The sequence below is a fragment of the Vibrio sp. V19_P1S1T109 genome (assembly GCF_002241375.1).
Taxonomy (GTDB): domain Bacteria; phylum Pseudomonadota; class Gammaproteobacteria; order Enterobacterales; family Vibrionaceae; genus Vibrio; species Vibrio anguillarum.
The window spans coordinates 1-11,744 of sequence record NZ_NDIM01000361.1 but is presented as its reverse complement, the minus strand read 5'-3'; the positions used below and the strand labels follow the sequence as shown (position 1 = coordinate 11,744).

Below are 11,744 nucleotides of genomic sequence, written 5' to 3'. Positions count from 1 at the left end.
CAGTAATATCAATACCTTCTGCTTCGGCTACTGCTTCTTGAATGTTGTGATGCTTTTCGTAAGAAAAAGTCAGCGTTTTATCTTCATTTTTGTAAGTGTACAAAATGGTGCGAGCCATGATCATCTCTCTAAAATCGTCATTCCCAATTTCGGGAAAATAAACAAAGGCTGATCGCTTACTATCAACCAATTGAAAATGGGGGCGTTGGCAGCGCTGAAACATGACTAACCAACATGTAATGAGCTAGATTTTGCCTTTAAGTGGGATAATTGTCACGCTTTCACCACCGAAATAGCGCAGGATATTTCATTTACAACGCTGTACATATTCAATCACAAACGCCGCTATTGCATCGAGATCATTGATGTTCATCTGTGGTAAAGCACTTTTCACAACTTCATCCGCGGCGATAGCGATGATATTTTCATCATTTGGATATAGCCAAGGTTTACCCACTTCAGCACGGTGCAATTCAATTTTTGGAAAGGCGAGGTTTTTACACCCTTCAACTAAAATTACGTCGAGTTTATCGCAATCAAAGCGAGACAAAAGATATTCGAAATCGGGTTCGGCTTCTGGCGTCTCAGTCATCATGGCATGACGATAGCGCGATGCAACTAACATCTGGCTTGCCCCCGCTTTACGCAGCCGATGGCTATCTTTACCTGGTTTATCAATATCAAAATCGTGGTGCGCGTGCTTAAGTACGCCTAATGTTAGGCCTGCTGCCCTTAACTTGGGCAACAAGGCTTCAAGCAGGGTTGTTTTTCCTGTGCCAGAGTAGGCCGCAAAGCCAAGCAAAGGGCATGAAGGCGCTTGATATTTCATGATGTCAAAGTTCCAAATTGTGCCAGATCTTGAGGCGTGTTGAGGTTCAAAAAGCAGTTTGGCGAGTCGCTAAAGTCAACGTAATCTGTGTGGCATTCTTGATAAAGACGGGTGATTTTTCTCTCGCCACGTTCTAAAAATGCAGTCAGTGTTGGCAGCACACGTTGGTGAATAAGGGTGAATACGGGTTGAGCGAAGTGACCATCATGGGCGACTAAAATATCATGCGAGTCTTGAACAGCATGGCAAAAACGCGCAACAAGATCGTCATTGATCAACGGGCAATCGCAAGGGACAAATCCAACCCAATCGGTTTGTGCATGGGTTAACCCTGCCTGAATTCCAGCGAGTGGCCCGGGATAATCAGCCATGGTATCGGAAATGACAGGCGCAAACTGACGATACTGTGCATGGTTACGATTAGCGTTAATCGTCAGGTTAGTAGATTGCGGCTTAAGCTTATTCATGACATGTTGAATCAAAGGTTGGCCATTGAGTTCAATCAGCCCTTTGTCTTGTCCACCCATACGGCTGGCTTGCCCACCCGCTAAAATAACCCAACTTGTTTGTGTGGGAAGTAACATGAAATGTCTCTTAATTGTGCGATGAGAAGAGCGCCGTACAGACAAGTTAAACTCATTGATTGAGCATCACTCGCCCATTTTTAGTGGCGACAAACCAAGGTAAGGATGATAACCCAACTCATGCCTTGGTGCTAACGGGCTGATGATTATAACCAATCTCACTTGTGCGGGTGGATCTTTTTCATTGCTCTCGTTAAGTTGTTCATTGCTCTCACTAAGACACAAACGCCTCCATTCGTTTGGAGGCGTTTGGTCAAGCTAGGCAGTATTAAGCATCTTCAGGTAGTAGGAATAACCCAACGGGGTTGATCGTCAGGTAAGGGTGATCAGCGTAACTGGGGTCAAATTGTGACGAGTTGAGTTGCAGTAACAGCTCTTTGTTCTGCCATTTAACCAACACTTCATACATCGACCCCATGTAAGCAATACTGGTAATTTGACACTGTTGGCAGGCATCACCGTCCGCGCAGAGCAAAATAGCTTCTGGTCGAACACCAATTTGATAATTTCCCGCAGGCAAAGCCGTGACACTGTCATCATTAGCGGGGATCTTATAGCCATTGATGATCAAATATTCACCATCATATTGACCCTCAAAAATATTGGCTTCGCCCATGAAGTTGGCCATGAACATCGAGGTTGGGTGCTTATACAGTTGAGTTGGTGACCCCTGCTGCATGATGTCGCCATCTTTCATCACAATCACAGTATCAGAAACGGCAAAGGCCTCAGCCTGATCGTGCGTCACATACAAAGAGGTGATATTAAAACGCTGTTGCAACTCTCGAATAGTTTCACGCATGCTGCGTCTTAAATTGGCGTCCAAGTTACTGAGCGGCTCATCGAATAGCAATACCTTAGGCTTAAGCACCAACGCGCGAGCGAGCGCTACTCGCTGTTGCTGACCTCCTGAAATTTGGTCAACGTAACGTTCCCCAAAGCCTTCTAAATCAACTAATTTCAAGGCTTCATCCACTCGCTGTTTCACTTCATCTTTACTCAAGCCAATCATTCTTAGGCCATAACCTACGTTGTCATGTAAAGAAAGGTGAGGAAACAGAGCGTAAGATTGAAACACCATGCAGATGTCACGTTGCTGGATGGAGGTGCTCGTGACATCTTCACCATCAATAAAAATTTGGCCGCTGGTTGGTTTTTCGAGCCCTGCGACCAAACGCAGTACGGTCGTTTTTCCACATCCTGAAGGGCCGAGCAGTGTTACAAGGCTGCCTTTTTTGATTTCTAAATCCAAATTACCAATGACGGTTTTATCGCCAAAACGCTTGCAGACATTCTTTAAAACAACAAAGTTTTCATTTTCCATGGTGATATCTCCAATGGTTATTCTTGGTTATTGGCTTTAGAACGAGAAACACGTGCCTCGCCAACGATAAAATCAAAAATTAAAATAATAGCCAACATCACAACAATCAAAATCGAGCCATATGCGATCGCAACGCCATACTCACCATCTTCTACACGATTCAGGATGTAAGACGTTGCCACCCGTGTTTCTGGCGTCACCAAGAAAATAATGGCGCTGACGGTCGTCATTGCTCGAACAAAGCTGTAAATCAGTGTTGAGAGAATTGCTGGTCGTAATAACGGCAACAGAATATGAGTAATGGTTTTAAAGGAGTTAGCCCGCAAACTAAGTGACGCTTCATCGAGCGATTTATCAAGTTGGCCTAGCCCTGCAATACCTGCGCGAATGCCTACAGGCACGTTACGCATCACCATGGAAATCACAACAATGGCCGCGGTACCGGTGAGGTAAATAGGCGCATCATTAAATGCAAGAATGTAAGATACCCCCGCCACGGTACCCGGAACGGCGAAGCAAAGCATGGTTGCAAACTCAATCACTTTCTTACCGTAAAATTGCTGACGGACAACGATATACGCAATCAACAGACCAAAGAAGGCGGTTAATGGCGCTGCAACGCCGGCATAAATCATCGTCGTGATAAGTGATGGCCAAGCACCTTCACTCATTCCCATGCCAAACAGATGAATATAGTTTTTAAGCGTTAAACTGTAATCTACACCCCAGTTCACGGTGAAGCTGCCGAAGATGATGCTGCCATAAAGCAAGATGTTAAATGCCATCCAAAAATAGAGCAGTGCCGAAACCGTATGTTTAAGTAAGGTAGGCAGCGCTTGCACATCGCCACGATATGATTTGCCGGAAATGGTGACGTATGAACGCTTTCCTATCCACAGATATTGGACAACAAAGATCGCCAACGAAAATAGCAGCAAGACGGCCCCAAGTGTGCTGGCGGAAGCGTAATCTAATTGAGCTCCTGCGATGTAGAAGTAAATCTGAGTGGCTAACACATCGAAACTGCCCCCAAGTACAAGCGGGTTACTGAAGTCGGCCAGTGATTGGACAAAGATGATTAAGAAACTGTTGGCCAAAGCAGGTTTGAGCAATGGCATGACAATTTTAAAAAAAGTTTGATAACGATTGGCTCGAAGTGTGTAGGACGCCTCTTCCAGTGATGGATGTAGGGATTTCATCGCGCCATCTAAAATCATGAATGACATAGGAGCAAAGGCGAGCACTTGTGCCATCCAAATGCCTGTAAAACCATACAGCCAGTTTGTCTGTTGTAACCCAAACCAATCCACCATGAGTTCGGTGATATAACCGGAGCGCCCAAGCATTAAAGTCACCCCAAGCCCAACGACAAAAGGGGGAGTCACAATGGGAAGAATAGAAAAAATTCGCGCAATGAAAGCGGAGCGAGTGGCAATGCGTGTAGTATAGATAGCAAAGATCAAACCAAAGAAAGTGGCACCTATACCCACAGATACGCCAAGCAGTACGGAGTTCCAAACAATTTGTATGATCTGCGCTCGGCTCAAAATTTCAATGAATTGCCACGCAACAAAGTTCCCCATTTCATCTTGGAACATCGGTACAAAGATGGCGATACTCGGAAAGATAATAAAAATCGTGATCAAGAGAATAATCGAGATCAGAGCACCAATCACGAAGCTGTCACCGCCCAAAAACTCAAGACGAGCCAATGCCAATGTCATGACAGCACTTAAGGCAATAAATAGTGCAATGGTTGAATAACCTAAACCTTGCTGGGTATACCAAGAGCTGACCAACACGAAAAACATGCATGCCGCTGAATAACCGATATCAAAATAGTGACGGTGTTTGGCGTACTTATTACCTGCATAGCAAGGGCGAATGAGAAGTACACCCGGAAGCGCAAACCATAACCAAGAAATATTGGCACGGCTCCAACCCATAGCGGCATAAAACTCTTGCGATGTTGAATCAAACACTCCGTAATCAAGTGCAAAAGAGGGCAACAGCACAAACGCACACAATAACGTCAGGATCCAATAAAAAATCGGGTCCCTATGCGAGGTTTTTAGCGGCCGATGTGGTGCAGTGCCTGCTGTAAATTCATTCATTTTTCTGTACCAAAGTTATTTGTAGCCACACGGTGATAAGCCTGGTATTGGCTTTATAAAAAGGGCAGTAGGCACTGCCCATCGAGGCTAAGACAAGGGAATGCGTTGGCTATTCGCCCATTTTTACAACATTAACCCACTTATTAATCAATCGCTTACGTTCATCAGAGGATCCATAGGTATCCATGTCATAATCGATCAAGGTTAACTTTTTAGGGTCGAGGGCGTTGGGGGATTGTTCCGCTTGAGTGTTAGTTAAAATTTGGAAAGATTGACCTTCTTTCCATGCCAGCTCTTGTCCTTCTTTTGACATGACCCAGTCAACAAACTGTTTCGCGTTATCAAGGTTACGCGACCCTTTGATAATGCTCACACCACCAATTTCATAACCTGTACCTTCACAAGGCGAAATCAGCTCCAGCGGTGCTCCTTTCGATTGTTCGAGTGAGTAGTCATGCAAAAAACCAATACCAATCGCAATTTCACCACGCGCTGAGTTACGTGAAGGGGTAACACCTGATTTGGTGTATTGAGAGACGTTTTTGTCGAGTGCTTTGAAATAATCAAAGGCTTTATCTTCATCCCAAAGTTGAATGAAGGTGGCTAATGCGGTGTAGGCTGTTCCTGAACTTTGTGGGTCAGAGATTTGAATCTCTCCTTTGTATTCAGGTTTGGTTAAATCATTCCAGCAGCGCGGGATCGGTAATCCTTTTTCAGCCAAACGTTGAGTGTTCACCCCAAAACCTAAAATACCCATATAAACGGCTGAAGAGTAGTTCCCTTTGCGTTTCGCTGGATCTTTAAATCCATCCATAATGAATTCAAGCTGCGGGGATTGGTAAGCGTGTAAGAGATCCATTTCACCCGCCTGTGATTGAGGATCCAACGTGCCGCCATACCAAACATCCGCGCGTGGGTTCTTCTTCTCTGCTTCGATTTTGGCCAGCGTGCTGCCAGAGCCATTGCGAACAAAAGAGGTTTTTACGTCATATTTATCAGAAAAGGCTTTAGTCGCTGTCTCGCACATGGCGTTAGTGGCACTGCAATAAACCACGAGTCGGCCTTCAGCAAATGCTTGAGGCGCGGCAAGCGAAGCACCGAGAATGCAGGTAGCAAGTACACTGCGAGGTAATCTATCTTTCATGTCTGTTTCCTCTTGTTATTTTCATTACTTAACGTAGACGTAGGGCAGCGTTAAGTTTCATCACATTCCTGTGATTTCGTTTTTGCTGCATGACACAGCGAAATCAGAAAACAACGTGAGGAAAGGTTATGACATAGTGACGGCATTCCCTGCACGCTGTTGCGCTTTTAAAAAGGGCAAAATCAGTAATCCAATCAGTGCGGCTGAGAGGGTAATGACACTGAAAAATCCTTCCCAACTAAATTGTTCAATAATGACAGCCAATGGGTAACTGGCTAACGCTGCACCAAGATAGCCAAATAAGCCGACAAAACCGGTCGCGGTTCCAGCCGCATCCTTGTGCGAACATTCAGCGGCGGCCATTCCTATCATCATTTGCGGACCAAAAATAAAAAATCCGATGGAAAAGAAGCAGCCCGACAACACCACAAAGTTATTAATCGGTGTTAGCCATAACGCGGCCACTGAAATGAAAATGCCTAGCGCAAAAATCAAGTTCATCGGAGCTCGATTGCCTTTAAAAAATTTGTCCGAGCCCCAACCACCAAATAGCGATCCTAAAAATCCTCCGACTTCAAACATCGATACGGCAGCGTTGGCCGAAAAAAGCTCATAACCATGCCGTTCAGTGAGGTATAAATTACCCCAATCATTTAGCGCGATACGCACCACATACACCAGTAGATAGGAGCTACATAACAGCCAAATGTACTTATTCCCTAGCACGTAACGACTTAAAATTTGGCTAAATGGCAGCCCTTTACCTTCAGACTCATGGCGCTTTTCTAATTCATCGTTACGCCACTCACCCACTGGGGGTAACCCTAACGTTGTGGGCTTATCTTGCATGCGAAAGCAGAGCACTAAACCAACGATGATCGCCAAGCAACCCGGTGCAATAAATCCGTACCGCCAACCAAAAGTCACAGCGATAAAACCAATGCTGATCGGAATGAGTGCGCCACTTAAATTGTGGCAAGTGTTCCAGATAGACCACCAAAACCCACGTTCAGATCGGGAATACCAGGTGGTGAGCAATTTAGCGCACGGCGGCCATCCCCAACCTTGGAAAAAAGCGTTCAATGTCCAAAGCACGGTAAATGCGGCTAGGGAAGAGCTCAAACCAAACAGCACATTGATCACACCCGTTGCAACCAGCCCCAAACCCATGAAGTAACTCGGTTTTGATTGGTCGCTGGCCATGCCAGAAACAAACTTTGACAAACCGTAAGTCATGTAAAAGAGCGTACCAAGCAGACCAACATCGGAATGTTCAAGCCCGAGCTCAGTGAGCATCGCAGGCATGGCAAAATTGAGACTTTTGCGTGTGAAATAAAACACCCCATAGCCGACGTACATCGATAACATTAAATGCAAGCGCCAGTAACGATAGGTTGCATCAATGTCCTGTGGTTCTATAGGTGCTGATGTCGGTTTTGAAATCAGAAAACCCAGCATGCTATGTTTCTCCCTAGTGCTAAGAGATGGTATCGGAGTGATTCACCAAATGAATGAGACAAAGTTATAAGTGACTAGGAAATTTTCCTAGTTTGTTGATATTGCGAGCGGTTTTGTGGGCAAGTTAACAGTTATGCGCGTCCCAAGCGGTATTTGGCTACGCTGCGATTCAATTAAAAATGTGCCACCCAGTGCGCTGACGCGTTCTTCGATGCCGAGTAAGCCTTGGCCTTTGCTGCGCCAATCGGAAGCTAAACCAATGCCATTATCACGCAGCTCGACACTGAACATGTCACCGGGAACAAGGCTTAACTGCACGGCTGATGCTTGTGCATGTTTGCACACGTTATTAAGCAGCTCTTGAATAATTCGATACAGTGTAACGGCCGTAATGTCATCTAAACGCTCTGCAAAAATTCCGAAATTCAGACGAAAATCGACGTGTCGTTCCGCAAATTTCATTTCACTTGCAAGCTGCCGAATTGCGCTCTCAAGCCCCAATTCATCAAGCGCATGAGGGCGAAGCTCGGTTAATAATTGACGTGTCGATGAGTGAATTCGTAGCGCGAGCGTGTTGATCGTCTCAGCGATGTTGGTTTGTTTTTCATTTTGTGCCAAGCGACTAGCGAGCATGGATTGGATCTGTATCGCGGTGATATTTTGGCCAATTTCATCATGCAGTTCGCGTGCAACTGATTTTCGGATTTGCTCTTCAACCTTGACTAATTGCCGAGCCAGTTGCTGTTTGTTCGCGAGTTCGATTGCTAGCTTTTGGTTAATTTTAGCTAAGCGTTGCGCCAAGAAATATTGACGGCTAATCGCGATACCAAGCCCTAAACCAACAAAAGCCTGCGTCGCTATAAAACTTTGTAGTTCAATATCGGATTCAAATGAACCTGTCATTTGCCGTGCCGTAGCAAGCAAAATACTGTTCATTAGACTAGCCAATACGCCGCCTTGCCAACCGTATTTATAAGCCATAAAAATATTGGGAAGCAGGAAAATGAGCAGGGCGATCGGTTTGAGCTGCTCTAGCAAGGTTAACTCCGCGATCAATCCGCCACTAAAAAAAAGCAAACACCATAGCAACGCAGAGGGGCGAAGTGTTACGTCCTGATGGATGAGATCGGGTGACAGTGGTCTCCAGATCTGCTGATGTAGATAATCGTACAGGAGAAATAAGAACGGAGTGAGCAGTATACCGCCGGTCAGAGCTGAAACGGTCGCTTGTGCCACGTAATGCAGTTCGAGGTTGAGTGGTTTGACCAACAGCAAAACCGAGCTCCCACATAAGATGCCGTAAACGACCGTCAACCCGGTAAGCGCCAACAGTTTTTTCCAATAAACGTGCAGTGATGTCCAGAGAGATTGAAAGGCAATCGCCAGCCAATAAGCGATCAATGCAAACAGCAGTAATAGATATTCATGAGCAGCGATAGCCAACACATGCCCGAGCAACGCCACTATAGCCATTTCGCATAAAGTGATCCCAAGCCAAAAACGACGCGGTGCAAGAGCGAGTGTGGCCAGCTTTAAGCCTGTGGGCAAAAACAGACCAGCCAGCAATAAATCAGGAGTTAAGTAGCGGCTGATGTTCCATAAACAAAACCAACCAATTGAATACAAAACGCATGCAAATGCATAGCTAAAGCCAGAGGAGAGAGACAACCGAGGTAAAGCTTCAGAAAATCGGTGATGAAAATGCATAGTCGCTTCTATAACGTCTCGTTAACCAACAGTTGGTGAGTAATAGCAAAGCGGATGAGATCCACATTGTTGGTAAGCCCCAGTTTGCTTAAAATATTTGCCCGATGCACGTGAATCGTTTTGTGGCTAATTGATAAATCGTAACCAATCTCTTTGACGTCTTTGCCTAAAATCAGGTGATCAAACACCTCTCTTTCGCGTTTAGTTAACCCTTCAAGGACAGATGGCGTACCTGAAGCATTGCTTAGGTTAATTAAGGCATCGGCACACAAATAGCGATCACCATTAGCCACGGTACGAATGGCGCTCACTAACTCCCCAGGCCCACAACGTTTTGATAAATAACCACAAGCGCCAGCTTCTAACGCTTTACTGACAAAGGACGCTGAATCATAAATAGAGAGAATGATGGCTTTAAAGTCCGGCTGAGCGCGGCGCAGTTTCTCTAACAACACAAGCCCACTTTCGTCGGGCATTGAAATGTCGATAACTGCCACATCGATAGAAGCGTTCACCAGCGCACGAAATGCTTCGCGCGCGCTACCATACTCACTGTGGACATGAATGTCTGGTTCAACCGATAACAGTTGTGCAAAACCAGAGCGAACCATGAGGTGGTCATCCACCAAAGCAACTGAAATCATACGGGTATCCTATAGGTTTACAGTGATAGTCGCAGATGTATCAATAAGTATCAAAAACCAGCGCAGGGGATGTGATTGCTCTCTCGAAACTTATGATCAGTGGCAGGTAGGCATTAAATGAGCGAGTTACTCGCACTACGAGGGCAGTGAAACAAAAACATCGCTTGCAGTTCGAGCCTTGAACAAGTAACGTTGCGCAGTTTTTTATACAATTCACATTTATTAAGGTACTGGTTTTGATCTCCACCGCGAATATCACTCAACAATTTGGCGCAAAGCCTCTGTTTGAAAACATTTCCGTTAAGTTTGGCGAAGGTAATCGCTATGGCCTGATTGGCGCTAACGGTTGTGGTAAGTCAACATTTATGAAGATTCTAAGCGGAGAGCTTGAACCTTCGAGTGGTAACGTTAGCTATGATCCTAACGAACGTGTGGCGAAACTGAATCAGGATCAATTCGCTTACGAAGAGTTCACGGTTATCGACACGGTAATCATGGGCCACAAAGAGTTGTGGAAAGTTAAACAAGAACGTGACCGTATCTATTCTCTGCCTGAAATGACCGAAGAAGATGGCATGAAGGTTGCGGATCTCGAAACTGAATTCGCGGAAATGGACGGCTACATGGCCGAGTCTAAAGCCGGTGAATTGTTGCTTGCAGTGGGCATTCCTCTTGAACAGCACTTTGGTTTGATGAGCGAAGTGGCACCAGGTTGGAAACTGCGTGTGCTATTGGCGCAAGTTTTGTTTGCTGAACCACACATCATGCTGCTTGACGAACCAACCAACAACTTGGATATGGATACCATTCGCTGGCTAGAAGATACGCTAAACCAACGTAACTGCACCATGATCATCATCTCGCACGACCGTCACTTCTTAAACAGCGTATGTACACATATGGCTGACTTGGATTACGGTGAACTGCGTCTGTACGCGGGTAACTATGACGAGTACATGACGGCAGCATCACAAGCGCGTGCTCGTCTGCTCTCTGATAATGCTAAGAAGAAAGCACAGATTGCTGAACTGCAAACTTTCGTTGCACGCTTTTCTGCGAACGCATCTAAAGCGAAGCAAGCGACGTCACGAGCTAAGCAGATTGACAAGATCCAATTGGACGAAGTTAAAGCGTCTAGCCGCCAAAACCCTTTCATTCGTTTTGAACAATCGAAAGAGTTGTTCCGTAACGCGTTAGAAGTTGAAAACCTTAGCCAAGGTTTTGAAAACGATCTATTCAGTAACTTCAACGCCATTTTTGAAGTGGGCGAACGCGTAGCGATCATTGGTGAAAACGGCGTCGGTAAAACGACACTGCTTAACACCTTAGCGGGTGTACTTGAGCCTCGTAGCGGCAGCTATAAATGGTCTGAAAACGCGAACATTGGTTACTACGCTCAAGATCACGCGCACGATTTTGCCGAAGATATGAACCTGTTTGACTGGATGAGCCAATGGCGTCAAGAAGGGGATGACGAGCAAGTGATCCGCAGCTTCTTAGGGCGCATGTTGTTTGGCCAAGATGACATCAAGAAATCCGTTAAGGTCATCTCTGGTGGTGAACAAGGTCGTATGTTGCTTGGTAAACTAATGATGCATAAGCCAAACATGCTGTTGATGGATGAGCCAACCAACCACATGGACATGGAATCGATCGAATCACTCAACACGGCTTTGGAGAACTACAAAGGGACTCTGTTCTTCGTATCTCACGACCGCGTATTTGTGGACTCACTGGCAACGCGCATCATTGAAATCCGTGATAACAAACTGACCGATTTCAAAGGCACTTATGCTGAATTCTTGAAATCTCGTGGCGTAAACTAATCCACAGTTTACTCTTAAGAAAAGGCTTCCTGCGGGAGGCCTTTTTAATGCCTGCAATCTGGAACGAGCCAAAAATAGAGTGCATTGAAATGGAGCACACGTTCCAATTTGGTG

At 45.5% G+C, this 11,744-nt stretch carries 9 protein-coding genes and 1 pseudogene; 1 reads left to right on the top strand and 9 read right to left on the bottom strand.

Annotation, left to right across the window (positions count from 1 at the left end):
• From B9J87_RS17665 to B9J87_RS16785, 9 genes and pseudogenes are all read right to left on the bottom strand, one after another.
• Positions 1-118, bottom strand: a 118-nt coding sequence (locus tag B9J87_RS17665) for a DUF2960 family protein (RefSeq protein ID WP_141201594.1), incomplete at its 3' end; no start/stop codon positions are given.
• 198 nt (positions 119-316) lie between these two features.
• Positions 317-829: pseudogene (gene mobB, locus B9J87_RS16820) on the bottom strand (molybdopterin-guanine dinucleotide biosynthesis protein B); the annotation flags it as partial.
• Positions 826-1,413, bottom strand: coding sequence for a molybdenum cofactor guanylyltransferase MobA (gene mobA, locus B9J87_RS16815; protein ID WP_029189837.1), 588 nt, complete (start codon positions 1,411-1,413; stop codon positions 826-828). The gene mobA and the pseudogene mobB, both read right to left, overlap by 4 nt.
• Positions 1,414-1,681: 268 nt before the next feature.
• Positions 1,682-2,737 carry a ferric ABC transporter ATP-binding protein gene (fbpC, locus tag B9J87_RS16810; RefSeq protein WP_094151825.1) on the bottom strand — a complete coding sequence of 352 codons (1,056 nt, stop codon included), beginning with the start codon at positions 2,735-2,737 and terminating at the stop codon, positions 1,682-1,684.
• Positions 2,738-2,754: 17 nt separating this feature from the next.
• Positions 2,755-4,851 (bottom strand): ABC transporter permease, encoded by a 2,097-nt coding sequence (locus B9J87_RS16805; RefSeq protein ID WP_026027999.1) that lies wholly within the window; start codon positions 4,849-4,851, stop codon positions 2,755-2,757.
• Between the two features lie 109 nt (positions 4,852-4,960).
• Positions 4,961-5,995 carry an ABC transporter substrate-binding protein gene (locus B9J87_RS16800; RefSeq protein ID WP_094151823.1) on the bottom strand — a complete coding sequence of 345 codons (1,035 nt, stop codon included), beginning with the start codon at positions 5,993-5,995 and terminating at the stop codon, positions 4,961-4,963.
• A 126-nt stretch (positions 5,996-6,121) separates the two neighbouring features.
• The gene (gene uhpC, locus B9J87_RS16795; protein ID WP_094151821.1) at positions 6,122-7,453 is read right to left on the bottom strand and encodes an MFS transporter family glucose-6-phosphate receptor UhpC; all 1,332 of its coding nucleotides are present in this window, start codon (positions 7,451-7,453) and stop codon (positions 6,122-6,124) included.
• Positions 7,454-7,540: 87 nt separating this feature from the next.
• The gene (locus B9J87_RS16790; RefSeq protein WP_094151819.1) at positions 7,541-9,160 is read right to left on the bottom strand and encodes an MASE1 domain-containing sensor histidine kinase; all 1,620 of its coding nucleotides are present in this window, start codon (positions 9,158-9,160) and stop codon (positions 7,541-7,543) included.
• Positions 9,161-9,168: 8 nt separating this feature from the next.
• Entirely contained in the window at positions 9,169-9,804 is a 636-nt protein-coding gene (locus B9J87_RS16785) for a response regulator (protein ID WP_013856877.1), read from the bottom strand.
• A gap of 236 nt (positions 9,805-10,040) precedes the next feature.
• Here B9J87_RS16785 and B9J87_RS16780 point away from each other — a divergent pair, with 236 nt between their 5' ends.
• Positions 10,041-11,630, top strand: a complete 1,590-nt coding sequence (locus B9J87_RS16780; protein WP_017042874.1) for an ABC-F family ATPase — start codon at positions 10,041-10,043, stop codon at positions 11,628-11,630.
• The last annotated feature ends 114 nt before the right edge of the window (positions 11,631-11,744 follow it).